We start from the raw sequence: 24,054 nt of genomic DNA on the forward strand, positions 1-24,054 counted from the left end.
ACGACCCACCTCACCCGATCCGCCCGCGCCCCGGATCGGTCGGCCGTTACTCCGCCCGGCCCACAACCGGGCACCGCTCGACGTGCGGGGCGCGGGCGGAGGCCATCGAATGTAGGGACCAGCGTTTCCCTGCCGAGGAGTCCGACGTGAAGCCCGTCGCCCTGTCGCCGAAGGCCCGCGAAGATGCCCTGACCGCGTTGGGGTCCGGCCGCGAACTGGACATCCTGGTCGTCGGCGGAGGTGTCGTCGGTGCCGGATGCGCGCTCGACGCCGTCACCCGGGGACTGAGTGTCGGTCTGGTCGAGGGCCGTGACTGGGCCAGCGGCACCTCCAGCCGCTCCAGCAAACTCATCCACGGGGGCCTGCGATATCTGGAGATGCTGGACTTCCGGCTCGTCCAGGAGGCGCTGCGCGAGCGTGGTCTGCTGGTGCAACGGCTGGCCCCGCACCTGGTGAAACCGGTCAGGTTCCTGTATCCGCTGACCCATCGCGGATGGGAGCGACTGTACGTCGGCGCCGGCGTGCTCCTGTACGACACGATGGGCGTGACCTCGGGCAGTTCCCGGGGGCTGCCCCATCATCGACACCTCACCAGACACAGCGCGCTGCGCGAGGTCCCGGCCCTCAAGGCGGACGCGCTCATCGGTGCGGTGCAGTACTGGGACGCGCAGGTCGACGACGCCCGGCACACCATGACGATCACCCGTACGGCCGCCGCCTACGGCGCGCACGTGGCCAACCGGACCCGGGTCACCGGCTTCCTCCGGCAGGGCGAACGGGTCACCGGCGCGACGCTGGTCGATGTCGAGTCCGGCCGCGAGTTGGAGGTGCACGCCAAGCAGGTGATCAACGCGACGGGTGTGTGGACCGACGACACGCAGGCCATGGCCGACACCCGGGGCCAGTTCCACGTACGCGCGTCCAAGGGCGTGCACGTGCTGGTGCCGCGGGATCGGGTGAACTCGCGGTCCGGGTTGATCCTGCGCACCGAGGCCAGCGTGTTGTTCGTGATCCCGTGGGGTCGACACTGGCTGATCGGGACCACCGACACGCCGTGGGACCTGGACAAGCAGCACCCCGCCGCGAGTTCGCGCGACATCGACTACCTGTTGGAGCACGTCAACCGGGTGCTGGCCACGCCGCTGTCCCGGGACGACGTGGAGGGGGTGTACGCGGGGCTGCGTCCGCTGCTGGCCGGCGACGCGGCCGAGACCAGCAAGTTGTCCCGGGAGCACCTGGTCGCCCATCCCGTGCCCGGCCTGGTGGTGATCGCGGGCGGGAAGTACACGACGTATCGGGTGATGGCCAAGGACGCCGTGGACGAGGCGGTTCGCACGCTGGACGGCGCGTATCCGGGCCCGTCGGTCACCCACGACGTGCCCCTGTTGGGCGCGGACGGCTACCAGGCGTTGCGGAATCGCCGACACAGCCTGGCCAAGGCATCGGGACTGCATGTGGCCCGCATCGCGCATCTGCTGTCCCGCTACGGCTCGATGATCGGCGAGGTGCTCGAACTCATCGAGCAGGATCCCGAGTTGGCCAAGCCGTTGCCCGGGGCGGACGACTATCTGCGGGCCGAGGTGGTGTACGCGGTCACCCACGAGGGCGCGCGCCATCTGGACGACGTGCTCACCCGACGCACCCGCGCCTCCATCGAGTCCTGGGATCGCGGCGTGGAGGCGGCGGAGATCGCCGCGCGCCTGATGGCCGGGCCGCTGGGGTGGAACGAGCAGCAGATCCTCGACGAGATCGCGCACTACGGCAAACGGGTGGAGGCCGAACGCGACGCTCAGCGGCAACCGGACGACCTGACCGCCGACGCGGCACGGCTCGGTGCCCCCGACATCGTCCCGGCGCCGTGAGCTCGGGCGAGGCGCGGGACACCGGAGCCCGGCGGGTGGATCCGGTGTCCCCGCCGAGTGGACGGTGGGCGCTCCGGGGTGAGCTGATCGCCGAGTTCGTCGGCACGATGGTGCTGATCCTGTTCGGCACGGGCGTGGTGGCCCAGGTCGTGGCCGCGGACCTGGGTGATCACGACAGCATCGCCTGGGCCTGGGGTCTGGGGGTGACCTTCGGGGTGTACATCGCCGCCCGCACCTCGGGCGCGCATCTGAATCCGGCGGTGACGGTGGCGTTGGCCGCCTTCCGCGGCTTCCCGTGGCACAAGGTGGCGCCGTACGCGGTCGCCCAGACCGCCGGGGCGTTCGTCGCGGCGCTGCTGGTGCGCTGGAACTACACCGAGGTGCTGGCCCAAGCCGACCCCGGGCACACGATCAAGACGCAGACCGTCTTCTCGACGTTGCCGGGCAACGGCACATTCCCGGTCAGCGAGTGGGGCGCGCTGCGCGACCAGATCATCGGTACCGCGATCCTGCTGCTGGTGATCATGGCACTCACGGACGTGCTCAACACCGCGCCCAAGGCCAATTTGGGTGCGTTGTTGACGGGCCTGTTGGTGGTCGCGATCGGAATGGCGTTCGGTACCGACGCCGGCTACGCGATCAATCCGGCCCGCGACTTCGGTCCTCGGCTGGCCAGCTTCCTGACCGGGTACGGCGGAGCCTGGCGCGACCAGTACGGCAATCTCTACTTCTGGGTGCCGATCGTGGGACCGTTCCTCGGTGGCCTGATCGGGGCGGCCCTGTATCAACGGCTGATCGCGCCGTTCCTGCCCGCGGCGGAGCAACCGCCGGGCAGAGTGGTCGAAGCCGACTGACCGACGTACGCAACGGGCAGATCCGACGTCGCGCGGCCACGGCACCGGGGTCGGCGTCGCCACAGTGGAGGGTTGGAGATGGCGGATTTCGTCGCGGCAATCGATCAGGGCACCAGCAGCACCCGTTTCATGGTCTTCGACCATGCCGGCAACGTGGTCGGACGCCAGCAGTTGGAGCATCGGCAGATCATGCCGCGCGCGGGGTGGGTGGAGCACAGCCCGGTGGAGATCTGGGAGCGCACCCGTTCGGTGATCTCCAGTGGGCTGAACCAGTACAACCTCACGCCCGCCGACTTCGCCGCGCTGGGCATCACCAATCAGCGCGAGACCACGGTGGTGTGGAATCGGCGCACCGGCCGGCCGTACCACAACGCCATCGTGTGGCAGGACACCCGGACCGACCGGATCGCCCACGCGTTGGAGCAGGACGGCCGGGGCGAGGTGATCCGGGCGAAGGCGGGCCTGCCGCCGTCGACCTACTTCGCGGCGGGCAAGGTGCAGTGGATCCTGGAGAACGTCGACGGGGTGCGCCAAGACGCCGAGCGGGGCGACGCGATCTTCGGCACCATCGACACCTGGTTGTTGTGGAACCTGACCGGCGGGGTCCGCGGCGGGGTGCACGTCACCGATGTCACCAACGCCTCGCGCACGATGCTGATGGATCTGCGCACGCTGGACTGGGACGAGGAGTTGTTGTCGTTCTTCGACATCCCGCGGAGCATGCTGCCGACCATTCGCCCGTCGGGCTACCCGGACGGCTACGGCGAGTCGCCCGACACGAGTCCGCTCGTGGGCATCCCGTTGACCGGCACGCTGGGCGATCAGCACGCGGCCACGGTGGGGCAGGTGTGTTTCGCCGAGGGCGAGGCGAAGAACACCTACGGCACCGGCAACTTCATGCTCCTCAACACCGGCAACCGCATCGTGCGCTCCGAGCACGGTCTGCTGACCACGGTCGCCTACCACTTCGCGGGGCAGGATCCGGTGTACGCCCTGGAGGGCTCGATCGCGGTGACCGGGTCGGCGGTGCAGTGGTTGCGCGACCAGTTGCACATCATCAAGAAGGCCGCGGACAGCGAGACGCTGGCCCGCCAGGTCCAGGACACGGCCGGGGTGTACTTCGTGCCGGCCTTCTCCGGTCTGTTCGCGCCGTACTGGCGCAGCGACGCGCGCGGCGCGATCGTCGGCCTGGCCCGCTATCACGACGTGGGCCACATCGCCCGGGCCACGTTGGAGGCGATCTGCTATCAGAGTCGTGACGTGGTCGACGCGATGGCCAAGGACTCGGGTGTGGGGCTGAGCGTGCTGAAGGTGGACGGCGGGGTCACCGAGAACAGCCTGTGCATGCAGATCCAGGCCGACGTGCTGGGGGTGCCGGTGATCCGGCCGACCGTCCCGGAGACCACCGCGCTGGGCGCGGCGTACGCCGCCGGTCTCTCGGTCGGTTTCTGGCGCGACACCGACGAGTTGCGGGCCAACTGGAACCAGGACGCCCGTTGGGAGCCGGAGTGGGACCGCGAGCGCCGGGAGAGCGGTTACGCGGACTGGAAGCGGGCGGTGCAGCGCACCTTGGACTGGGTGCCGAACGGGTGAGGCCGGCCGTCGGGTGGATCGCGGGGTCGCCCGGGCGGGCGGCGCCGCGATCCACCCGACCGGGTCTCACGCCACGCGTGCCGCGGCGCCCTCCTCCCGGACCGGCCCGATGCCCAGGTTCTCGCGCCGGGTGCCGCCGGTGTACTCGGCGCGCAGCGAGCCGCGTTCCTGGAGCAGCGGCACCACCTTGTCGACGAACTCGTCGAGGCCGGTGGGGGTCAGGTGCGAGCCCAGGATGAATCCGTCCGAGCCGTCCTGCTGCACGAACGTGTCGATCCGCTCGGCCACCTGTTCCGGGGTGCCGACGAACTCGGTGCGGCCGAACACGTGGATGGCCAGGTCGCGCAGCGAGTACGAGTTGGCCTCGGCCAGTGCGCGCCACTCGGCCACCCTGCGGTGGGCGTCCTCGGCGATCCGGGCGCGACCGCGGATCACCGGCGGTCCGTCGGGGTCGGGTTCCACGTCGGGCAGGGGTCCGTCCGGGTCGTAGCCGGACAGGTCGCGGTTCCAGACCGTCTCGAGCAGGATCTGCGCGGTGCGTCCGCCGATCTGGCGCCGGGTGATGTCGCGGTGCCGCTCGACGGCGTCGGCCTCGCTCTCGCCGAGCACGAAGGACGCGGACGGCAGCAGCTTGACCGAACCGGCGGGCCGGCCCAGGCGGGTGGCCCGGGCCTGTATGTCGCGGTAGAACTCCTGGGCCTCGTCCAAGCGGTGGTACGGGGAGAAGATCGCGTCCGCTCCGCCGGCGGCGAAGTCGCGACCCTGCGGCGAGACGCCGGCCTGCAGGATCACCGGCCGGCCCTGCGGGCTGCGCGGTGTGCCGAACCGGCCGGCGATGTCGAACTGCTCGCCGGTGAACGAGAATTCGCCGGCCTTGGGATCGCGCAGGAAGACGCCCGCCGCCCGGTCGGCGGCCACCGCGTCCGCCGCCCAGGAGTCCCACAGTTCGCGGGCGGCGGCCAGGAACTCGGCTGCCCGGGTGTAGCGGTCCTCGCGGTCCAGGAAGCCGCCGCGGCGGAAGTTCGCGCCGGTGAAGGCGTCGAAGGAAGTGACCACGTTCCAGCCGGCTCGGCCCCCGGAGAGGTGGTCGAGTGTGCTCAACTGGCGGGCCAGTTCGTAGGGTTCGTTGAAGGTGGCGTTGACCGTGCCGATCAGGCCCAGGTGTTCGGTGACGGCGGCGAGTGCGGTGAGCACGGGCAGGGTGTCGGGGCGTCCGACGATGTCCTGGTCGAAGATCAGGCCCAGGCGTTCGCGCAGGGCCAGGCCCTCGGCGAGGAAGAAGAAGTCGAATCGGCCGCGTTCGGCGGTCTGCGCGACGTGTTTGAAGGAGGAGAAGTCGATCTGGCTGCCGGCTTCGGGGTCGGACCACACGGTGTGGTGGTTCACGCCTCCCACGTAGGCGCCGAGGATGATCTGTTTGCGCGACGTGCTCATCGGGATGGGTCCCTTCGGACGATTGCCGGGACGGCGGTGGGGCTGGTGGACTCGGCGCGGGTCACGCCGCGGCCGTGGGCGTCGCGTAGCGGCTCGCCGGGCGCGGCAGGCCGAGTCGGGTGCGCAGCGAACCGGCCGTGTACTCGGTGCGGAAGACGCCGCGGCGTTGCAGTTCGGGCACCAACTCGCGGGTGATCGCCTGCAGATCGTGCGGCAGCGCGGCCGGGCGCAGGCGGTATCCGGTCAGGCCGGCGCGCTGCCAGTCCTGGAGGAGGTCGGCGAGTTCGGCCGCGGTGCCGGTGAACACGTGTGCGTCACTGGTGTACTCGGTGCCGTCGAGGTCGTCCAGCCGGGCCTTGCGCTCGCGGGCCGCGGTCGCGGTGTCGTCGAGGAAGACGACCAGGTCGCCGAAGACGTGCACGGTCTCCGACTCGCGTGCGGCGGCGCGTTGTTCGGTGCGGATCTCGGTGACGATGGCGAGCGCGTCGTCGTGGTCGCGCGGCGTCACGTACACGACGTCGGCCGAGCGGGCGCCGAGCCGGTACGGCACGGTGGAGTGGGCGAGCACGGTGACCGGGGGTTGGCCCTGGGGCGGGCGCGGCACGGTCGAGGGCCCGCGGACCCGGAACCTGGACCCGACGAAGTCGATGTAGTGCACCCGGTCGCGGTCGATGAACCGATCGGTGGCGGCGTCGCGGATCTCCGCGTCGTCCTCCCAACTGTCCCACAGTCGGCGTACCACCTCGACGAAGTCCTCGGCCTCGGCGAAGCTCTCCGCGACGGCCGCCTGCACCTCGGGTCGGTGGTAGTCCTCGATGGAGAACGGCGCGTGCTCGCGGCGGCCGAAGTGCGTGTTCTCGGCCGGGCGGGACACCTGGGCACGCCACCCGGCGCGGCCGAGGCCGACGTAGTCGAGCGTGGCGATCGCCTTGGAGACGTGGAAGGGCTCGGTGTGCGTCACGGTCGCCGTCGGGATCAGTCCGATGTGCTCGGTCACCGGCGCGACGCGGGAGGCGATCAGTACCGCGTCCAGCCGGCCGCGGACCTGGTCGGTGCGGGCGTCGAAGCCGTCGAAGCGGGTGGACTGGGGTGACAGCGCGTCCTCGATGGTGACGAAGTCGAGCAGGCCCGCTTCGGCCTCGGCGACCAGGTCGGTCCAGTAGCGGGCGGTGAACAACTCCCCCGGGCGGGCGTCGGGTTCGCGCCAGGCGGCGGGATGCCAACCGGCTCCGTCCAGCGCGAGGGCCAGATGCAGGGGGGTGGGGACGGGGGTGTTCGGGGTGGTCATCGGTAAATCTCGCTTTCGGGTGGATGACGACGGTGGTCGGCGACAGTGAGTGGCAGCGGCGAGCGGTGACGATGGGGACGACCGCGGGTGACGACGGTGAGTCACGGGCGGGCGGCACGACACGGCGCGGCCGATCGCCCGGCGGCCTGCTCCGTGCGATGGTCGGCCGGGAAGGGGTCTCATGGGTGCCCGGCGGCGGGTGGGCGCCCGCTCCCGAGCGTTCGGCGGGTGCCGAACACTCGCGATTTCAGGGCGGGTTCGTCCGGGAGCAGGCGTCCATGGCGGAGCCGGCTCGACGGCGGACGGGCACGGTGACGCGACCTCGGGCGGGCGGTGCCGCGGCTTCGCGGCGCGTACGGCTCGGGGTGGCGGGTGCTAGTGGATCAGTGACACAGGGAGCCGGCGGAGCGGCGCAGATCGATGAACAGGCGCCGGGTCAGCCGGGTCCGGGGCGACGTCGCGCGCCGCCCGCGGGTGCCGATCGTGCTCTCCCGGCGGCCGGCCGAAGTCGGGACGGCGGGCATGGTGGCGGCGCGGTGCTCCACCGCGATCACGCACCTGCTCATGACATCGTCCCCTTGCCCCGGGCCCGTCGAGGCGGGCCCCGCGATTGCCCCGCGAGTGACGCGCGGCCGTGTCCTCACCCGGGGCACCCCGTCGCGAAGGAGGGTTGCCGGCCGACCAGCCGGGGCTCGATGTCGGCACTCGTGACACGTACTGCGGCGCCGACCGGTATCGGCCGACATCGCGACGCTAACGCAGCCCGCCGGGTCTTGTCCATCGACCCGGACGGTGGCAACGACGCGGCCGGGCATGCCTCTTGCCGCTCCCGGATCGGCGCCCCGAAGGGGCGGATCCGGCGCGGCTGCGGGCGACGCGGGTCGCGGTGTCACACCGTGGAAGCCCTTTGACGGGGCGCGATCAAGCTCGTAGCCTGCCGATCATGCAGGCCAGGATCCGGTTGGCGACCCGCAGGCACATCGACCTGCTGCGGGTGAGCAGTGCCGCGTGTCGCCTCGGCCTGCCCGGCTCCCGCTGAGCCGTTCCGACCGGTGCCGTGGCCGGCGGGTCCCGAGGGGATCGGCAGGTCGGTCCCTCGACGTGCCCGCAGCGGCCTTTTCCCGGCAGGGCCAAGGGTGTTCGGTGTGGCGTCGCCCGATCGGGCGCGTGGGCACCGGCCGATCCGGCCCTTCCTCCCCTGGTGACGCGAGAGCGGAGTGGATCGACGATGTCCCGAGCCCGGTCGATGATCGGCACGCCATGAACGATGTGCGCGTGCTGGACAACGTGGCCTATTCGTCCCTGACCGGCCCGCACGCCGGGCTGGCCGAACGCAAGGGCCGGGTCGTGCGCTATCGCGCCGACGTGGCGCCGTTCATGGCTCTGCCCGACGACCCCGGTCCGGCGGACTGGGCGGATCTGGCCGCGCTCGCCGGCCCGGGTGCGGTCGTACCGCTGGCCGACGGCGAGGAATTGCGGCCGCCCGCGGCGTGGGAGGTGGTGATGCGGATGCGCGGTGTGCAGTTGGTGGGTGACGCGGTCTTCGGCATACCCGACGACTCGCTCGTCCGGCTCACCGACGCCGACGTGCCCGAGATGCTCGATCTGGTCGCCCGTACCCGACCGGGCCCGTTCCTGCCGCGCACGATCGAACTGGGCACGTATCTGGGCGTTCGACACGACGGCGCGCTGGTCGCGATGGCCGGGGAACGGTTGCGCCCGCCCGGCTGGACCGAGATCAGCGCGGTGTGCACCGATCCGACCCGGCGCGGACGGGGTCTGGCCACCCGGCTGGTGCTCGCGCTGGTCGCGCACATCACCGCACGTGGCGACACACCGTTCCTGCACGCCGCGGCCGAGAACGTGAACGCCATCCGCCTGTACGAGTCCCTCGGCTTCCGACTGCGCCGCACCCCGGCCTTCGTCGCCGTGCGCGTTCCGGCCGACGAGCCGGCCGAGGGCGTGGCGCGGGGCTAGCGGCGAGGTCGTTCAGGGCCCGGCGGGCCGGCGGGCCGGCGGGCCGCCCACGATCGGGTGCGGCCCGCCGGTGTGCGTACCGCTGATGTGCGCGACGCCGGGTGCTCGAGGTCGGGTGTGCGCCCGGGCCCGCCCGGTCAGCCCGGCGGGGTCTCCGGGGCGTCGGCGTCCCGGTCGGCCCGGTCGGCCGCCTGTTCCGCCTCGGCGAGGATGGCCGCCGGGTCCGTCGGTGCGCCGGTGGGAGCGACGCGGGTGCCGGCGGGGACCGGTCCGCCGCCGCTGTCGTCCGATCCACCGCACGCGTTCAGCGCGGTGCCCAGCACGAGGACCGCGATCAGGGCGGCACCGGCCCGACGAGGTGCGCCGGTCACTTGCCGGCGGCAGGCTGCCGCGCGTCGCACCAGGTCTTCACGTTCGCCAGATCGGTCTTGCGCTGCCGCAGTTCGGGCAGCAGGCGCTGACGGGTGGTCAACCTGTCGTTCAGGTAGGTCTTCACCGCCGGGCGGTCGAGCCGGTCCGCGGTGGCGATCCGCTCTTGCAGGTGGGCGATCGACCCCTTGACCGCGGCGGCGCCGTTCAGCCGCTCGATCGCCTTGTCCAGCCGGGTGTCGATCGCGGGGAGCCGCTTGCAGATGGCGGGCTTGTGCTTGTCGGCGCCGGGCATGGGGCCGGCCTGCGCGGCGGGGGCGGCGGCCAGGCCGGCGATCGTGGTCAGCGCCGCGAGGGCGCCGAGCGTCGCGAGACGGCGGGGTGCGCGGGTTCGCGCGGTGTTACGGCGAGACATGGTGCTTCTCCCGAGTTCACGGTTCACCACTCCGGTGCGAGGTGGCGTGCCGCGACGGTATGACCCTGTTCTGTGGGGTTCTTGTGGGCTGCCTGTGGGCTTCGTGTGAGGCCGGTGCGGTGGCCGGCCCGACCTTCGCCGGGCGCCCGAACCCGGCGCTCGGTGACCGCTCCCGGCGCCGGTCCCACTTCCGGTTCGGCCGCGCGTTCAGCCGCCGGCCGCCCGTGCCGCCGGTTCCCGAGTCAACCAGTCGTGCCGGATCCCCCGGGTCCGGCTCGGCTCCACGTCCGGGCGCCGAAGCGGCAGCACGACCTCGACGCGGGTGCCGCGCCCGGTCGGCGGGGTCCCCACCGTGACGCGTCCCAGGTGCAGGGCCACCTGTTGGGCGACCAGGGTCAGGCCCAGACCCGCACCGGGGCTGTCGGGGCCCCGCCGGAACCGCTCGAACACCGCCTCGCGGCGCTCGACCGGTATGCCGGGTCCGTCGTCGTCCACCCGGATCCGGGCCCCGTCCACCCCGGCCTCGACCCCGATCCGGATCGAGACCGCGCCGTCCGGTCCGCGCCCATGCACCAGCGCGTTGCCGATCAGGTTGTCCAGGAGCAGCCGCAGCCCCGGTCCCAGGCCGTCGATCCGGACCTCGTCCTTCGGAGCGGACACGACCACGTCCGCGTCGGGTCGGTGGGTGCGCGCGTCGCGGGCCGCCGCGTGAGCCAGTTCGCCGAGATCGACCCGCTCGAAGGACTGACCGTCGGCCAGATCGCCCTGCGCGAGCGCGCGCAGGGACGCGAGCAGCGACAGGATCCGCTCCTGCCCGGCCGTGAGGTCGGCGACGATCTCCGTACGCTCGGCCGGCGCCAGTTCGGGGTAGGTCGCGAGCACGTCCAGGTCGGTGCGCATGCCGGTGAGCGGTCCGCGCAGTTCGTGGTCCACCGTCGCGGCGAACGCCCGGGCCGTCTCCAGCGCCTCCCGGGTCCGGGCGGTCTGCGTGTCGTAGCGACCCAGGACCGCCGCGAGCGTGCGGCCGAGATCGTCCACCTCGGCGACCCCCGACGCGATGTGCACGTCCGGGCGCGCCGCGTCGTCCGGTTCGATCGCGGCCGCCCGCCGCCGCAGCGCCCGCAACGACCGGGTGGCGGTGCTGCCGACGGCGAGGCCGGCGAGCGCGGAGACGGGTACCGCGAATCCGGCCACCACGTACACGCGCCGGCGCAGCAGCGCGGTGCGCGCGTCGGTCTCCGAGGTGGGCTGGAACACCCGCAGCGTGCCGCTCGCGCCGAGTGGGCGGCTGACCATGCGCCACGCCTTGCCGCCGGCACGCACGGTGACCGGGCTCCGGCGCCTCGCGTCCGGCAGCGACACGCCCGCGGGCGGTTGGGGCCCGGCCGACACCGGGCCGCCGGGCAGTTCGACCCGTACGCCGAGGTCGAGCGCACCGTCCAGCAGCCGGTTCTCCCGGGCTCGTACGGCGTTCTCCCGCTCGTTCTCCACGGCACGCACCAGGGCCCGCGCGTCGGGTGCGAGATGGTCGGCGCGCTGCCGCAGGGCCACGTCCTGACGGTGGGTCACATCGGCGGTGACCCACCGGACGACCAGGGTTCCGGCGGCGATCACCAGCAGCGGGACGAGCACGCCCACCGCCAGCGCGATCCGGGTGGACAGCCGCATGGCCGGTCTACGGCGCGTTTCGCGGGCCCGGTCCGGGGCGGCGGTCACCGCCGGCCGTCCGGCACCCGCAGCACGAAGCCGACGCCGCGCACGGTGTGCAGCAGGCGCGGTCGGTCGCCGGCCTCCAGTTTGCGGCGCAGATAGCTGACGAAGGTGTCGACCACGTCGGTGCGTACTTCGAAGTCGTATCCCCAGACGCGGGCCAGCAGTTGATCGCGGGTCAGCACCTGGCCGGCGTTGCGCACGAACACGTCGAGCAGGGCGAACTCGCGGCCGGTCAGGTTCACCGGCTCGCCGTCGTGGGTGGCCAGGTGCGCGGCGCGGTCCAGCACGAGCGGGCCCGCGCGCAGCACCGAGTCCGTCGCGGCCTCCGGTGGGCGGCGGCGCAGCAGCGCCCGCAGCCGCAGGTCGAGTTCGCGCAGGTCGAAGGGTTTGACCAGGTAGTCGTCCGCGCCCGATTCCAGGCCGGTGATCCGGTCGGCCGTCTCGTCCCGGGCGGACAACATCAGGACCGGGGTCTCGATGCCTCGGGCCCGCAGCGTGGCGCAGACCTCGATGCCGGAGCGGCCGGGCATGGCCACGTCCAGCACGATCGCGTGCGGTGCCCGCGGCACGGGGCGCTCGGCGCTGCCCGTGAGGTCGAGCGCGGCGGCTCCGTCCGACGCGAGCAGCACGTGGTAGCCGGCCAAGCGCAGGCCGCGTTCGAGGGCGCGGCGGATCGCGGGGTCGTCGTCGACGACCAGGACGCGCGGCGGATCGCCCGGGTCCCGGGGCCGATGCTCGTCGTCGATACCTGGTGTCGTGGTCATCGTGTGCCGTCCCGCGTTCGCCGGCCTCCCGGAGGTGGGGAGACTCTACGTTGATCCGCACGTGGATCCGCGGTGGGGGACGCGACCGGTCGGCCGACAGTTCCACCCACCGCGCCGGGCGCGGGCCCGGCCGAACGACCTCGCGCCCCGCACCGTACGGTGCGGGGCGCGAGGATTGCGGGTCAGGCGTGCGTACGGCGCGGCAACTTCCAGCCGGGGCGGGGGAAGTGGCAGGTGTAGCCGTGCGGGTAGCGCTCCAGGTAGTCCTGGTGCTCGGGCTCGGCCTGCCAGAAGTCGCCCAGCGGCTCCACCTCGGTGACCACGTCACCCGGCCACAGGCCGCTGGCCTGCACGTCCGCGATGGTCTCGATGGCCGTCGCGCGCTGCTGCTCGTCGGCGAAATATATCGCCGAACGGTAGCTCCGGCCGATGTCGTTGCCCTGCCGGTCCCGGGTGGTCGGGTCGTGGATCTGGAAGAAGAACTCCAGGACGTCGCGGTACGTCGTCACGGAGGGGTCGAAGAGGATCTCGATCGCCTCGGCATGGTCGCCGTGGTTGCGGTAGGTCGCGTTCGGGACGTCGCCGCCCGAGTAGCCGACCCTGGTGGCGGTGACCCCCGGCTGCTTGCGGATCAGGTCCTGCATCCCCCAGAAGCATCCGCCGGCCAGAACCGCCTTCTCCACCTGAGCACTCATGTCGCAACTCCTGACTGCCTCGACTACTCACCCGGGAAGAGAACAAGCGACGCGAGGCGGGTGTTCCCGCCGGTCGCCGGGGCCGGGGCTGGATACCTTCATCGTATCGACCCCGGCCCCGGCCCCGGGGGCTCCGATCCGGATCGACGGTCCGGTCGGCCGGGGCGGGTCGGCCGATCCGGTCGGCGATCCGGGTCAGCCGATCCGGTCGAACCCTTCGTCGCGGCCCGGTCCGGCCGCCCGCTCCGCGCGGGGCGCCGCCGCGGCGGTCGGGTCCACCTCGTCGGCACAGACCGTGCCGCGCGGTGGGAGGTCCAGATCGGTCAGGTAGGCCGTGGCCGCCGCCTTGGCACACGCACTGCGGCCGAAGGCGGTGTGCCCCTCGGCGCGGAAGGTGAGCAGCCGGCTGTTGTCCAGCCGATCCGCCAGCGCGACCGCGTCCCGGTAAGGGGTGTCGGGGTCGCCGGTGGTGCCCAGGACCAGGATCGGCGCGGAGCCCCACGCCCGGTACGAGCCCTGGTGTCGGCTGACCCGCTCACCGGTCCACTGCACACAGGCCGGGGCGTGGTTGTGGTCGTAGGTGGGCGGGCCGAAACCGATGGCCGGGCCGAGCAGCGGCGCGTCGCGGACGTTGGCCCGCACGTTGCGCTCCAGTCGGCCCGGGTCCTTCGGGTAGACGCGGTCGACACACTCGACGGCGATGTTCGCGGTGAGGAAGTCGAAGCTCGCCGGCGACGGCGGTCGAAGCAGGAACGCCGTACCGTCGCGCAGCTCCGCCTGCCGCAGCGCCGCGCCGAACGCGGGCCAGATCGCCTTGCCCTCGTTGATGTTGAACATCAGTCGATACACCAGGGTGTAGCCGTTGGCGAGCGCTCCGGACGGGGTGACCACCGGGCGCGCGTCCAACTCGGACACCAGCCGGTCGAAGGCGCCGCGCGCGTCGCCGCCGCCGAACCCGCAGCCGGTCGGGTCGGCCGAGCACCAGTCCAGGAAGCGGCCCATCGCGCCGTCGAGGGCCAGATATTGCGGCCGGTCGTACTCGTAGGGGCGGTTCGCGTAGCGCACCGGGTCGTACCCGCCGTCCAGCACCATCGCGCGGACGCGCCCCGGGTATCGGTCCGCGTACACCGTGCCGACGAAGCTGCCGAACGAGCGTCCGTAGAAGGAGAGCCGGCGCTCGCCCAGGGCCTGTCGCAGCAGGTCCAGGTCGCGGGCGACGTAGTCGGTGCCCATGAACGGCAGTACGTCGCCGGCCTTGGCGGCGCACGCGGCGTCGAAGTCCCGCGCGGTGGTCACCGCGCGCCGGTACGCGTCGGGGCCCGGGTGTCCCGGCGAGGCCCCGATCTCCTGGGCGTAGCGGACGTCGTCCCAGCACTCGTACGGGGCGCTGCGCCCGATTCCGCGCGCGTCGAAGCCGAATACGTCGAACCGGTCCCGCAATTCGGCGGGCAGCGCGGCGTGGTTGCCGCGCACGAAGTCGACCCCGGAGTTGCCCGGTCCGCCCGGTTGCATCACCAGGGTGCCCAGCCGCCTGCTCGGATCCGCGGCCCGGTGTCGGATCACCGCGAGGGTGAGGGTACGCCCGCGGGGGTCGCGATAGTCCAGCGGCACCGCGGCGTTCGCGCACTCGAAGGTCGCGTCCTGGGCGCAGGGTGCCCAGGCCAGGGTGGGTGTGGGCGGTGCGCTCTCGGCGGTCGCGGCGGCGGCGTTCACCGAGCCGGCCCCGATCACCGACAGGCCGGCGACCACGATCGCGGCGACCCGCGTACGCAGCGCGCGCCGCCGGGTCGGGCCGGCCGGACGGTCCCGACGCACGAAGGCGCGGGTGGGGTCGTTTGCGGATGGTAAGGCGTGGCGGTCGGGTGTCATGGTTTCACCGATTCCGTTCCGGGAGTGCGCGGTCGGGCTCGTGCGAAATATCGCAGACCGGCCCGCTCCCCGTCGCCGGAACACGTGGGATCACCCGCCCACCGCCCCGGCACCAGGCCCTGTCCGGCGGATCGTGGTGGATCGGGCCGCGTCGTGAGCGCAGCAAGGAGCCCGAAGGGCGGATGCCGTGCATCGGCGTGCCGGGGAAGCAGCCGCATAGTGGTTGTATTCGGCTGTTTCTCCGGTGCGGCGAGGCGCGGTGCCAGGCGGCGCGGACCCACCAGGATCCGCCGGACAGGGCCTAAAACGCGTCGACGTCGATCGAGATATGGCCCGGGCCCATGGCGCAGACCCGCCACTTCCCGTTCTCCCGGCGCAGGTCGACGTTGTAGGGAGAGGCCGAATGGTCCTGTCCGGTGACCTTCACGTTGACCGTGGCCGTGTCGTCGGTCCGGGTGGAAGCAACGAGCGAGAAGCTGAACCCGGTCCCCTCGCCGGCCAGGATCCGATGCGCGTCCGCGCCGTTCGCACCGGCGCAGGCGCCGTAGAGCGCCGCGGGTGAACCGCCGTCGGCGACCGTACGCAGATACTCCCGCGTGACGTCGTGCTCGGCCCCGTCGAACGCGGTCGGAGCCGGGGCGCACGACACGGCCGCCAGGGCCGCCGCCACCCCCGCGACCCGAAACACCTTCCGTGATCCCGCTGTTCGCCCACCGGCGCCACGCACCACGGTCCCCCACTCGGATGTACGACCGGACGCGGTTGTACGGCCGGTGGATGGTAGCGCGGTCCGACCGCCGATTGGGGGCTTCGGCGGCCGACCCATCGGTCACCCCGGCCAAAGGTTGATCCGCTTCGCTGTTCGAGCGCGTGTGTTCTTCCGTCGGCCCGTCGGCACCGCCCACGGGCGCCTCATTTCACGTCCGGCCGAGAAAACCGCCGATGACGCGCAACTCACCCCAGCAATACCGGAGTTGGTCGCTTTCGACCGGCGGGATCGGCTCCCGACCCGAAGAGCGGTGATCACCCATAAGTGTTACTTAGCGCTACTAAGGGTGATTTTCGCAATATATGAGGCAACTTTCCGCAGTGCCGTCGCGTTCCCCATCGGATCGCCGATCACGCGCCGGCTGCGAAGGAGAGATCGTCCCTGATGCGTACCACTCGTGTCTTTTGCAGCACCGTAGCCGCCGGCCTGTTGGCCGTAGCCATCGGAGGCACCGCCACGGCCGCCGAGGGTCCCGGCCCGCAGACCAAGGACATCAAGGCCGAGGCGTCAGGCGCCGACAGCGGATCCGGCGCGGAGCAGGGCAAGAAGGGGAGCGGTGCCCCGACTTGCCCCCGTCCGGCGCACGACTGCTCGAGCAAGCCGGCGCACAAGCCCGCCGAGAAGCCTGCGGACAAGCCCGACCACAAGCCGGCCCACAAGCCGAGCAGTAAGCCGGCGGACAAGCCCGACCACAAGTCGGAGCACAAGCCGAGCCACAAGTCGGACGGCATCGTCATCGGCCACGTGACGAACACCGTCGTCACGAACAACCACATCAGCCACACGACCAACAGCTTCGTGGTGAACAACCACAAGACGGTCGTGGTGGACCACCACAAGCCTGTCAAGCACCCCGTCAAGCACCCCGTCAAGCACCCTGTCAAGCACCCCGAAGCGGTGAAGCCGGCCCCGCACAAGCCCGTGCACAAGCCCGCCGCGCCCGTCCACAAGCCCGAAGCCCGTCCGGAGGCCAGGCCGGCCGGCCAGACCAAGCTGCTGCCGGTCGGCGCGGTGGCCGGCGGCGCGGGTGGCACCACCGAGTCCGACAACAGCCTCCTGGGTCTGGGCGCCGCACTCGCCGTCGCGGGTGCCGGGGCCGGTGCGTTCGCGCTGCGCCGGGGCAACCTGCGTGGCTGACACACCTTTCCTCCATCGCGCCGGCCGCCGCCTCCTGCTGGTGGCGGCCGTCGCGGTGCTGGTCTGCGGCGTCGTGCTCGCCGTGCTCGGTTATCAGGAACGACGTCCACCCGCCGCGGCCACGGCCGCGCCCAAGGTGGTGTCCACGCACGCGCCCGCCACGACGCCCACCGGCGGCCCGGGCGGCCCGAATGGCCCTGCCGACCCCGTCCCTCCCGCCGCGCCGGCGGTCGAGGGCCCGATCCTCGCCCGCGCCGAGCCCGCCTCGGTCGACATCCAGGAGATCGGCCTGCATGCCCCCGTGACCTCGGTCGGGCTCGGTGCGGACGGCGCCGTCGAGGTTCCGCCCCCCGATCCGGAGCGTCACGCCGGCTGGTACAACCAGGGACCCACGCCGGGCGAACTCGGCCCCGCCGTAGTGGTCGGCCACCTCGACTCCGCCTCCGGCCCGGCCGTGTTCTACGACGTCGGCACCCTGCACCCGGGGTCGACCGTGGAGATCCGCCGCGCGGACCGGAGCATCGCGGTGTTCACCGTCGACTCCGTGGAGCGCTTCGCCAAGGCCGAGTTCCCCACACAGCGGGTGTACGGCGACCTGAACCGGGCCGAGTTGCGCCTGATCACCTGCGGCGGCGACTACGACCCCGACAACGGGGGCTACCAGGACAACACCGTGCTGTTCGCACACCTGACCGGTTCACGCTGACTTTCCGCGTCCCCTCTTGTCCCCCACCCGACAGCGGCCTCCCGCCCGGGAGTTCGGCCGGGCCCGGCGATCCGCCCGGCCCGGCCGACGCGCTTTCCCGGTGCCGGTCAGACCACGCGCAGCGGGGCGCCGGCGGTGCGACCCGAGCCCAGGCCGTCGGCGTGGATGCGGTAGTCGCCGGGGGCGGCCCCTTCGCGAACCGAGATCGAGGCGGATCCGGCGGTGTCCGCCGTGACCGTGGTGATGGTCCCGGAACCGGCCCCGGTCCAGCGGAAGGTGATCCGTTCGCCGGGGCGGAATCCGGCCGCGCGCGCCGTGTAGGAGGCGCCGACCGCGACGGTGCTCGTGGAGAGCGTCAGGGTCGGCGCGGGCGCCGCCGGCGACGTGGCGGCCACCACGCGCAGCGGCGCGGCGGCGATCCGGCCGAACACGGCCCCCCGGGCCAGGATGCGGTAGTCGCCCGGAGCCGCGCCTTCGCGCACCGAGATCACAGCCGTCCCGTCGCGGTTCGCGGTGACGGTGTCGATCGTTCCGGTACTGGCTCCGGTCCATTGGAAGGTGATCCGCTCTCCGGGCTCGAAGCCGGCCGCGCGCGCGGTGTACGACGCGCCGACGGCGACCGTGTTCGTCGACAGCGTCAACGTCACCGGCGGCGCCGCGGTGCGCGAGGGGCTCGTCGGCCCGACGCTTCGACCGCCGGGGCGGTTGGTCGAGGTGGTGGGCGCGGACCGGCCGGGCGCGGGCAGCGTCGAGGTGGTGGGCGCCGATCGGCCGGGCGCGGGCAGCGTCGACGGGTGGTCCGAGGGAGGCTTCGGTCGGCGCTCGGAGGTGGTGTCGGCCTCGCCGGCGGTCCCGGTCGGCCGCACGATCGTGACGTCGGGGCGGTCGAGGTCGGTCAGCACGATGCGGGACATCGGGCTGCCGTCGCCGCCGGTGACGGCGACGACCGCGCGCTTGTCGTACACCCGCTTCCAGGCCGGGGTCAGACCGTTCGGCTTGATCCGGTCCGGCGCCTGGGCCAGGGCGGTGAGCGGGTTGCCACAGCCGCACTTGACCACCGGCCGACCCCACGGGTCGACCAGCACCGCCGTACCCGCCTGGAGCAGCGCGGGGTAGCCCTCCGCCGTGCCGCCGCGGAACCGGTGGTTGCGCACCAGCGCGTCCTGGCGCAGCAGAACGGGCGTGGTGCGGGCCACGAAGTCGTCGATCTGCGCGATCGTGATGCCCAGGGCGGCCGTCCACGCGGCGGCCTTGACCGGGTCGGCCGCCAGCAGCGCGACGAGCCTGGGCCGGTCGCAACCGGGCACGTCGCGCGCGACGCCGTACAGACCGGGGGTGTCGCCACGACGACGGCCGCCGTCCGGCGCCGGGTGCACGTCGGCCCGGTCCCGGCCCACGCGCTCGAAGAAGGCGGACGCGGTGGCCGTGACGGCCGCTTCGGCGGTCACCTCCACGGCGGCGCGGGCGAGCAGCGCGCAGCCGCCGACGGCGGATCCGAGCGTCGTCGCCGCGAGCACGCCGGCCACCGCCGTGCCCGTTCGACGCGGGAGGTGAAGCGCGGTGTGTGCGGTTCGGCGAGCGACCGAACGCGGGTGCGAGAACCGGTACATGGAGGCATCCCTTCGCCTGGGGGCCGCGCGTGACGACCCGTTCGGTGGGGATGTGCGTCCGCGCCCGGATTTCTCTCCGAATCCGCGGGAACTTCTTTTTTCGCGACCCGCCGCCCACGAGGGGCCGGGTGCGGATCCGCGTGAGGATCAGTCCGAGACGACCGCCGTCGGGAAGATCCGGGCCAGGTGGTAGTCGATGACCACCCGCACCTCCGCGAGCGAGCGGCGGTTGTGCAGAACGTCCAGACCCAGCCCGGTGACCCCCGACACCAGCAGGTCCGCCTCGTGCCCGGCGTCCAGGCCCGGCGCCACGAGCCCGGCCGTGCGACCCGTCTCGATGATGTCCGCGACCATGTGCTCCAGCGGTTGTTCGGCGGCCAGGAAGACCTCCGCGAGCTCCGGGTCGGTCAGACTACGGGCGTAGTAGGCCGCGAACACCCGCAGCGCGAAGCCGCGTTGCTCGTCCATCGGCAGGAACTCGCCCAGGATCGACCGCAACAGCCCGGGGATGTCACCCGCGTCGGTCGGAATCCGGGTCCTGGCGAGCCGACCGTTCTCCTCGTGCAGCAGGCGCAGCGCGTCGACCAGGAGGGTGTGCTTGCCGGCGAAGTGGTACTGGACCAGCCGCAGGGACACGCCGGCCTCCGTCGCGATCCGGCGCATGCTCGCCGCGTCCAGGCCCTGTTCGGCGGCGATCCGCCACACCGCCTCGGCGATCCGGCGCCGTTGCCGGGCCCGGACGTCCCTGGGCCGGGCCTCCGTCGGCGCGGTCGCGACGGGTGGCTGCTTGCGTCGACGATACGCCCGGGCCTGGCAACTCCGGGAGCAGTACAGGGCGGGACGACCGCGGTGCGACCCGGCGATGTCGGCGCCGCACATCCGACACCCCGACCCTTTTTCGTCACGCATGGTGCTCATTCTAGCGTGCGCGTTGTGTGACGAAACGTAACTATTGCTGCTTGCAAAGGCAGATTTCGGCCATCTCGCTGATACGTTCGTAACGCGGGACGTTGAAGGAGGGAGTCCATGAGACATGACGTTCGACAGATCCTGGGCATGGTCGTGATGGTGGCCTTCGGACAGGGGTTGGTCCGACTTCTCTTCGGCGACGACGAGCGCGGGCTGCTCCCGTGGCTCCCGGGTGGCTTCGCGCCGGCGCTCCTCGCCTACTCCGTGCTCACCGCCGCCGGCGCGCTCCTCGCGGCCCGCGGCTACACCCGCGCCAGGGCCCTGGGGCGCCGCGAATGACCGGGACGTGCGCAGGCCCTCGGGCGGGTTCGGGGCACCGGCTCCGCGCGCCCGATCAGCGCCTCGATCACAGGTCCCGGCGGCGGATCCGGATCGCGGCCACGGTCGGCGGCACGACCGCGTAGGCACCCATCACCGCGGCGGCGGCGATCGGCGGCAGGGTCGTGCCGTAGATGGAATAGGGGTTGCCGGTGCCCGCCAATTGACCCGGAAGGCTGTCGAGAGCGAACGAGCCGGCCCGTGCGTCCCAGGGCGCGGGCAGGTTGTGCACGACCATCGGAACGACGTACAGGAGACCGGCCACGGCGCTGATCGTGCCCGCCGTGGACCGCAGCACCGCGCCCAGCCCGTATCCCACCAGCGCGGCCACCGTGATCGCCAGGCTCTGCGTGATCAGCAGACCGGTCGTGGGAGCACCCGCGTCGGTGTAGGCGGGGATCGGCCGGTCCCCGACCACGGCCCGGGTCAGGTAGGACGTGGCGAACACGCAGACCGATCCCAGCGCCAGGGCGAACGTGCCGACGACCGCCGCCTTCGCCCACACCACGCGTCCGCGCCTGGGCACCGCGACCAGCGTGTCCCGGATCATGCCGCCGGCGTACTCGGAGGTGATCGTCAGCGCGCCGAGCACGGCCATACTCATCTCGGCGACGGTCAGGAAGAGCGGTTCCAGGGGCGACATGGAAAAGTGCGCGCGGTCCGTCGCCGACAACCCGTCCCAGGTGTGCGCGCCGTACGCGGCGAGTGCGCAGGTGCCGGCCATGGCGACGGCGAGCGCGGCCAGGACGATGTACGTGGAGCGCACGGTGCGCAGCTTGAGCCATTCCGCGGCGAGCACGTCGGTCATCGCGCCGGCTCCGTCGACACGAATTCGAGGCGGCCCGCCGTCAGTTCGACGTACGCCTCCTCCAGCGAGGCGGTTCGCGCGCGGATTTCCCACACCGGGATGCCGCGGGTCGCGGCGAGGTCGCCGATGTCGTGCGGTTCGAGCCCGCGCACCAGGAGGCGGCCGTCCGGCTCCGACGCCACCGTCGCGCCCGCGGACACCGCGGCCGAGGCCAGTTCGCCCGCGCGCGGCGAACGCACCAGTACACCCCGGGCGAAACGATCGGTGAGCTCGCGCACGGAGGTGTCGGCGATCAGACGCCCTTCGGCGATCACGATCAGGCGATCGGCGGTCAGTTCCATCTCGCTCATCAGGTGGCTGGAGACGAAGACCGTGCGGCCCTCGCCGGCCAGGGCGCGGATCCGGTCGCGGAGTCGGCGGATGCCGTCCGGATCCAGGCCGTTGGTCGGCTCGTCCAGGATCAAGACGCCGGGATCGCCGAGCAGCGCCGCGGCCAGTCCCAGTCGCCGGCGCATGCCCAGCGAGAATCCGCCGACCCGGGTGCGACCGACCGCGGCCAGACCGACCTGTTCCAACGCCGCGTCGACGTTGCGGCGCGAAAGGGCGTTGCTGCGGGCCAGCCAGCGCAGGTGGTCGACCGCGGTCCGTCCGGCGTGCGCGGTGTCCGCGTCGAGCAGCACACCCACCTCGCGCATCGGGCGCGGCAGTTCGGCGTAGGCGCGGCCGTTGATCCGGGCGGTGCCGTGCGTGGGCGCGGCCAGGCCGAGGATCAGCCGCAGGGTGGTGGACTTGCCGGCGCCGTTGGGGCCGAGGAATCCGGTCACCACACCGGGACGCACCACGAAGGACAGCGCGTCGACGGCGACGACCCGCCCGTATCGCGCGGTCAGGTCTTCCACTTCGATCATGCGGATCACCCTCGGGTGCCCGGAGGCCTTGGCACATCGGGCGGCCGACTGACATCCCGGGGGATGAGGCGGGCCGCGGTCGCGCTCCGTAGGGTCGGGGTGTGAACGAGTTCGGCCTGCGCTCGGCGGTGACCCGACGGCTGACCCGACGGTGGTTGTTCGCGCTGGACGGCGCGGCCGCCGTGGGGTTCACGCTCGCCGCGTGGTCGGGCGGACACGGACGTCATCTGCCGTGGTGGGCACGCGGATTGTTCGCCCTGGGGATCGGGGCTCCGATCGCGGTCCGGCGCCGATGGCCGGGGCCGGTGTTCGCCGTGGTGCTCGCCGCGTGTGTCGCGGCGGAAGTCGTGGGCGCCGCACGCACGTTGTTCGTCGCCGCCGCCTTCGCGCTGTACCCGGTCGCGCTCTCCCTTCACCGCCGCCTGCCCACGCCGACCATCGCGGCGCTCGGCGCGGGCTCGCTGTTCGCGCTGGCCGCGTTCGGGCCCGCGTACGCGTGGCGAATCGATCCGGCGCCGGCCATGGCCGCGACCGGCGCGCTGGGCGGCGCGTGGACGATCGGCCGGGCGGTACGCGCCCGCCGCGAGTTCGCGGCACGCACCGCCCGGGAATCGGCCGAGCGCGCGGCGGCCGACGAACGGTTGCGCATCGCACGCGAGTTGCACGACGTGGTCGGGCACACGATGGGGGTGATCGCGGTCAAGGCGTCGATCTCGGGCCACGTGGCCGAGAGTCGTCCCGGGGAGGCGGTCGAGGCGCTGCGGGTGATCGAGGCCACCAGCCGCGAGGCGTTGACCGATCTGCGCCGGATGCTCGGTGTGCTGCGCGCCGAGGAGGAGGCCGGGTCACGACCGGCTCCCGGCGTCGCCGAGTTGGGGGCACTGGTCGAACGTGCGACGCGGATGGGCGTACGGGTCACCCTGCGGGTCGCGAACGTGCGCGAGCTCCCCCAGGGTGTCGGCCTGTCCACGTTTCGCATTGTCCAGGAGGCGCTGACGAACGTGACCCGGCACGCCCCGGCCGCCCGTTGCGAGGTCTCGGTCGAGGCGGACGGCCGGCGGGTGCGGATCGAGGTGAGCGACGATGGTCCCGGCACCGCGGCCGGACCGCACGGCTACGGGCTCGTCGGGATGCGCGAACGGGTGGCGCTGCACGGCGGCACGCTCACCGCCGGTCCGCGCGCCGGGGGTGGCTTCCGCGTGGTCGCCGTGTTGCCCTACCGCCAGGATCCGGCGCCCGGGCGGGCGGGAGCGGCCAGGCCGGTGTCGTAGCAGGCGATCACCAACTGCACGCGGTCGCGGGCGCCGAGCTTGTCCAGGAGGCGGCTCACGTGCGACTTGACCGTCGGCAGGCCGACCCGCAGGCGCGCGCCGATCTCGGCGTTGGACAACCCTGGGCCGACCAGCGCCAGCACCTCGCGTTCGCGGTCGGTCAACCCGACCAACTCGCCCGGCGGCGACGCCGGTTCCCCGCTCGGGGCGGTCGGCCCGTAGCCGGCGATCAGCCGTCGTGTCACGGTCGGCGCCAGGAGCGCCTCGCCGGCCGCGATCACGCCGATCGCGGTGAGCAGTTCGGCCGGCCGGGTGTCCTTGAGCAGGAACCCGCTCGCGCCCGCGCGCAGGGCCGGATACACGTAGGCGTCCAGGTCGAACATGGTCAGGATGAGCACCCGGGTGCCGGGTACGCCCTCGGGTCCGCAGATTCGCCGGGTCGCCTCCACGCCGTCCATCTCGGGCATCCGGACATCCATCAGGACCACGTCCGGGCGTTCGCGCCGGGCCAGTTCGACCGCCTCGACGCCGGTGGCCGCCTCGCCGACCGTCGCCAGTCCCGGCGCGGTGTCCACGAGCATCGCGAAGCTGCCTCGCAACAAGGCCTGATCGTCGGCGATCAACACCCGGATCGACACCTCGGACCCCGTCCGTCACCCCCGACACCGTGCCACGACGATACCCCGCCGGCACGTGCCACACGGTGCGAGGCGCACGCCACGACG

Annotated in this window: 24 protein-coding genes and 1 riboswitch; of the genes, 9 read left to right on the plus strand and 15 right to left on the minus strand. The window is 72.6% G+C overall.

The genetic code is table 11. The features are described from left to right. Nucleotides 1–161: 161 nt before the first annotated feature. The 3 genes from ACIBSV_RS08960 to glpK all read left to right on the plus strand — a co-directional run bounded on the left by ACIBSV_RS08960 (nt 162) and on the right by glpK (nt 4,309). The gene (locus ACIBSV_RS08960) at nt 162–1,862 is read left to right on the plus strand and encodes a glycerol-3-phosphate dehydrogenase/oxidase (RefSeq protein WP_395860983.1); all 1,701 of its coding nucleotides are present in this window, start codon (nt 162–164) and stop codon (nt 1,860–1,862) included. Between the two features lie 44 nt (nt 1,863–1,906). Next, nucleotides 1,907–2,716 carry an MIP/aquaporin family protein gene (locus tag ACIBSV_RS08965; protein ID WP_395860985.1) on the plus strand — a complete coding sequence of 270 codons (810 nt, stop codon included), beginning with the start codon at nt 1,907–1,909 and terminating at the stop codon, nt 2,714–2,716. Between the two features lie 78 nt (nt 2,717–2,794). After that, a complete protein-coding gene (gene glpK / locus ACIBSV_RS08970; protein ID WP_395860753.1) occupies nt 2,795–4,309 on the plus strand; it encodes a glycerol kinase GlpK in 1,515 nt (504 codons plus the stop codon). Nucleotides 4,310–4,375: 66 nt separating this feature from the next. Here glpK and ACIBSV_RS08975 read toward each other — a convergent pair whose 3' ends face one another. From ACIBSV_RS08975 to ACIBSV_RS08985, 3 genes are all read right to left on the minus strand, one after another. Next, complete coding sequence (locus tag ACIBSV_RS08975; RefSeq protein ID WP_395860755.1) at nt 4,376–5,743, minus strand: NtaA/DmoA family FMN-dependent monooxygenase; 1,368 nt, start codon at nt 5,741–5,743, stop codon at nt 4,376–4,378. 61 nt (nt 5,744–5,804) lie between these two features. Next, a complete protein-coding gene (locus ACIBSV_RS08980) occupies nt 5,805–7,031 on the minus strand; it encodes an LLM class flavin-dependent oxidoreductase (protein ID WP_395860757.1) in 1,227 nt (408 codons plus the stop codon). Nucleotides 7,032–7,414: 383 nt separating this feature from the next. Further along, the gene (locus ACIBSV_RS08985; RefSeq protein ID WP_395860759.1) at nt 7,415–7,597 is read right to left on the minus strand and encodes a hypothetical protein; all 183 of its coding nucleotides are present in this window, start codon (nt 7,595–7,597) and stop codon (nt 7,415–7,417) included. Between the two features lie 35 nt (nt 7,598–7,632). Beyond that, nucleotides 7,633–7,744, minus strand: a riboswitch (SAM riboswitch). Nucleotides 7,745–7,974: 230 nt separating this feature from the next. Between ACIBSV_RS08985 and ACIBSV_RS08990 the strand changes: the two genes are divergently transcribed. Then, nucleotides 7,975–8,070 carry a putative leader peptide gene (locus ACIBSV_RS08990; protein WP_395860761.1) on the plus strand — a complete coding sequence of 32 codons (96 nt, stop codon included), beginning with the start codon at nt 7,975–7,977 and terminating at the stop codon, nt 8,068–8,070. 221 nt (nt 8,071–8,291) lie between these two features. Next, entirely contained in the window at nt 8,292–9,008 is a 717-nt protein-coding gene (locus tag ACIBSV_RS08995) for a GNAT family N-acetyltransferase (RefSeq protein WP_395860763.1), read from the plus strand. A gap of 137 nt (nt 9,009–9,145) precedes the next feature. On the opposite strand, the gene ACIBSV_RS09000 is transcribed toward ACIBSV_RS08995, so the two are convergent. The 7 genes from ACIBSV_RS09000 to ACIBSV_RS09030 form a co-directional block, all read right to left on the minus strand. After that, nucleotides 9,146–9,379 (minus strand): hypothetical protein, encoded by a 234-nt coding sequence (locus tag ACIBSV_RS09000; RefSeq protein WP_395860764.1) that lies wholly within the window; start codon nt 9,377–9,379, stop codon nt 9,146–9,148. Further along, nucleotides 9,376–9,792 (minus strand): hypothetical protein, encoded by a 417-nt coding sequence (locus ACIBSV_RS09005; protein WP_395860766.1) that lies wholly within the window; start codon nt 9,790–9,792, stop codon nt 9,376–9,378. Before ACIBSV_RS09005 ends, ACIBSV_RS09000 begins: the two co-directional genes overlap by 4 nt. A gap of 207 nt (nt 9,793–9,999) precedes the next feature. Further along, complete coding sequence (locus tag ACIBSV_RS09010) at nt 10,000–11,460, minus strand: sensor histidine kinase (protein WP_395860768.1); 1,461 nt, start codon at nt 11,458–11,460, stop codon at nt 10,000–10,002. A 44-nt stretch (nt 11,461–11,504) separates the two neighbouring features. Continuing rightward, a complete protein-coding gene (locus ACIBSV_RS09015) occupies nt 11,505–12,269 on the minus strand; it encodes a response regulator transcription factor (protein WP_395860770.1) in 765 nt (254 codons plus the stop codon). 182 nt (nt 12,270–12,451) lie between these two features. Continuing rightward, nucleotides 12,452–12,964 (minus strand): peptide-methionine (S)-S-oxide reductase MsrA, encoded by a 513-nt coding sequence (msrA, locus tag ACIBSV_RS09020; protein WP_395860772.1) that lies wholly within the window; start codon nt 12,962–12,964, stop codon nt 12,452–12,454. Between the two features lie 195 nt (nt 12,965–13,159). Then, nucleotides 13,160–14,833 carry an alpha/beta fold hydrolase gene (locus ACIBSV_RS09025; protein ID WP_395860774.1) on the minus strand — a complete coding sequence of 558 codons (1,674 nt, stop codon included), beginning with the start codon at nt 14,831–14,833 and terminating at the stop codon, nt 13,160–13,162. 301 nt (nt 14,834–15,134) lie between these two features. Further along, nucleotides 15,135–15,521, minus strand: coding sequence for a hypothetical protein (locus tag ACIBSV_RS09030; RefSeq protein ID WP_395860776.1), 387 nt, complete (start codon nt 15,519–15,521; stop codon nt 15,135–15,137). A gap of 465 nt (nt 15,522–15,986) precedes the next feature. Here ACIBSV_RS09030 and ACIBSV_RS09035 point away from each other — a divergent pair, with 465 nt between their 5' ends. Together ACIBSV_RS09035 and ACIBSV_RS09040 are read left to right on the plus strand one after the other, a co-directional pair. Beyond that, nucleotides 15,987–16,739: a hypothetical protein gene (locus tag ACIBSV_RS09035; RefSeq protein WP_395860777.1), complete on the plus strand. Its 753-nt coding sequence runs from the start codon at nt 15,987–15,989 to the stop codon at nt 16,737–16,739. Continuing rightward, on the plus strand, nt 16,732–17,445 hold the full coding sequence (locus tag ACIBSV_RS09040; RefSeq protein WP_395860779.1) for a class F sortase: 714 nt from the start codon (nt 16,732–16,734) through the stop codon (nt 17,443–17,445). The genes ACIBSV_RS09035 and ACIBSV_RS09040 overlap by 8 nt, the downstream gene beginning before the upstream one ends. A 107-nt stretch (nt 17,446–17,552) precedes the next feature. Here the strand turns inward: ACIBSV_RS09040 and ACIBSV_RS09045 are convergent, their stop codons facing one another. Beyond that, nucleotides 17,553–18,962: a DUF6777 domain-containing protein gene (locus tag ACIBSV_RS09045; RefSeq protein WP_395860781.1), complete on the minus strand. Its 1,410-nt coding sequence runs from the start codon at nt 18,960–18,962 to the stop codon at nt 17,553–17,555. A 240-nt stretch (nt 18,963–19,202) separates the two neighbouring features. Beyond that, on the minus strand, nt 19,203–19,964 hold the full coding sequence (locus tag ACIBSV_RS09050) for a TetR/AcrR family transcriptional regulator (protein ID WP_395860783.1): 762 nt from the start codon (nt 19,962–19,964) through the stop codon (nt 19,203–19,205). 117 nt (nt 19,965–20,081) lie between these two features. Here ACIBSV_RS09050 and ACIBSV_RS09055 point away from each other — a divergent pair, with 117 nt between their 5' ends. Further along, nucleotides 20,082–20,303, plus strand: coding sequence for a hypothetical protein (locus ACIBSV_RS09055; RefSeq protein ID WP_395860785.1), 222 nt, complete (start codon nt 20,082–20,084; stop codon nt 20,301–20,303). 67 nt (nt 20,304–20,370) lie between these two features. On the opposite strand, the gene ACIBSV_RS09060 is transcribed toward ACIBSV_RS09055, so the two are convergent. Then, nucleotides 20,371–21,150 carry an ABC transporter permease gene (locus tag ACIBSV_RS09060; RefSeq protein ID WP_395860787.1) on the minus strand — a complete coding sequence of 260 codons (780 nt, stop codon included), beginning with the start codon at nt 21,148–21,150 and terminating at the stop codon, nt 20,371–20,373. Then, entirely contained in the window at nt 21,147–22,058 is a 912-nt protein-coding gene (locus ACIBSV_RS09065; RefSeq protein WP_395860789.1) for an ABC transporter ATP-binding protein, read from the minus strand. The genes ACIBSV_RS09060 and ACIBSV_RS09065 overlap by 4 nt, the downstream gene beginning before the upstream one ends. Before the next feature lie 101 nt (nt 22,059–22,159). On the opposite strand from ACIBSV_RS09065, the gene ACIBSV_RS09070 reads away from it, so the two are divergent. Next, nucleotides 22,160–23,329 (plus strand): sensor histidine kinase, encoded by a 1,170-nt coding sequence (locus ACIBSV_RS09070; RefSeq protein WP_395860791.1) that lies wholly within the window; start codon nt 22,160–22,162, stop codon nt 23,327–23,329. Here ACIBSV_RS09070 and ACIBSV_RS09075 read toward each other — a convergent pair. Then, the gene (locus ACIBSV_RS09075; protein WP_395860793.1) at nt 23,275–23,967 is read right to left on the minus strand and encodes a response regulator; all 693 of its coding nucleotides are present in this window, start codon (nt 23,965–23,967) and stop codon (nt 23,275–23,277) included. The genes ACIBSV_RS09070 and ACIBSV_RS09075 overlap by 55 nt on opposite strands. Between the last annotated feature and the right edge of the window lie 87 nt (nt 23,968–24,054).

This window comes from Embleya sp. NPDC050154 (genome assembly GCF_044460165.1).
Classification (GTDB): Bacteria; Actinomycetota; Actinomycetes; order Streptomycetales; family Streptomycetaceae; genus Embleya.

Coding starts and splice junctions, on each gene's coding strand:
- ACIBSV_RS09015 (WP_395860770.1), bottom strand. CDS start 12,269: ATGACCACGACACCAGGTATCGACGACGAGCATCGGCCCCGGGACCCG.
- glpK (WP_395860753.1), top strand. CDS start 2,795: ATGGCGGATTTCGTCGCGGCAATCGATCAGGGCACCAGCAGCACCCGT.
- ACIBSV_RS08975 (WP_395860755.1), bottom strand. CDS start 5,743: ATGAGCACGTCGCGCAAACAGATCATCCTCGGCGCCTACGTGGGAGGC.
- ACIBSV_RS09055 (WP_395860785.1), top strand. CDS start 20,082: ATGAGACATGACGTTCGACAGATCCTGGGCATGGTCGTGATGGTGGCC.
- ACIBSV_RS08990 (WP_395860761.1), top strand. CDS start 7,975: ATGCAGGCCAGGATCCGGTTGGCGACCCGCAGGCACATCGACCTGCTG.
- ACIBSV_RS09005 (WP_395860766.1), bottom strand. CDS start 9,792: ATGTCTCGCCGTAACACCGCGCGAACCCGCGCACCCCGCCGTCTCGCG.
- ACIBSV_RS09010 (WP_395860768.1), bottom strand. CDS start 11,460: ATGCGGCTGTCCACCCGGATCGCGCTGGCGGTGGGCGTGCTCGTCCCG.
- ACIBSV_RS09060 (WP_395860787.1), bottom strand. CDS start 21,150: ATGACCGACGTGCTCGCCGCGGAATGGCTCAAGCTGCGCACCGTGCGC.
- ACIBSV_RS09025 (WP_395860774.1), bottom strand. CDS start 14,833: ATGACACCCGACCGCCACGCCTTACCATCCGCAAACGACCCCACCCGC.
- ACIBSV_RS09065 (WP_395860789.1), bottom strand. CDS start 22,058: ATGATCGAAGTGGAAGACCTGACCGCGCGATACGGGCGGGTCGTCGCC.
- ACIBSV_RS08985 (WP_395860759.1), bottom strand. CDS start 7,597: ATGAGCAGGTGCGTGATCGCGGTGGAGCACCGCGCCGCCACCATGCCC.
- ACIBSV_RS08980 (WP_395860757.1), bottom strand. CDS start 7,031: ATGACCACCCCGAACACCCCCGTCCCCACCCCCCTGCATCTGGCCCTC.
- ACIBSV_RS09050 (WP_395860783.1), bottom strand. CDS start 19,964: ATGCGTGACGAAAAAGGGTCGGGGTGTCGGATGTGCGGCGCCGACATC.
- msrA (WP_395860772.1), bottom strand. CDS start 12,964: ATGAGTGCTCAGGTGGAGAAGGCGGTTCTGGCCGGCGGATGCTTCTGG.
- ACIBSV_RS08995 (WP_395860763.1), top strand. CDS start 8,292: ATGAACGATGTGCGCGTGCTGGACAACGTGGCCTATTCGTCCCTGACC.
- ACIBSV_RS09035 (WP_395860777.1), top strand. CDS start 15,987: ATGCGTACCACTCGTGTCTTTTGCAGCACCGTAGCCGCCGGCCTGTTG.